At 64.2% G+C, this 240-nt stretch carries 1 pseudogene; it reads right to left on the reverse strand.

Annotation, left to right across the window (positions count from 1 at the left end):
* Nucleotides 1-240: pseudogene (locus AC0IXA_RS28060) on the reverse strand (histidine kinase); the annotation flags it as partial.

Consider the following 240-nt stretch of genomic DNA (forward strand, 5'->3'; position numbering starts at 1 on the left):
GCTTTGGTCGATGGAAAACTGTGTCAGCCGCAGCGCCTCGTCACTGGCCGCGCGCAACGCGATGTCTTCCCGGGCGCTGAGCAGGCGTTGTTCGAGGCTGGGCTGTTGGCGCCGCTGCCAGACCACGATCGCCGCGCAACTGAGCAGCATCACGGCGAACAACCGACTGAGGTTCTGCCAGACCCCCGGCGATTCGGTCAGCCGTGGATAGTTCGGCTGCAGCCATTGGTTGTGCAGTTG

It is taken from the genome of Pseudomonas sp. AC083 (assembly GCF_979253165.1).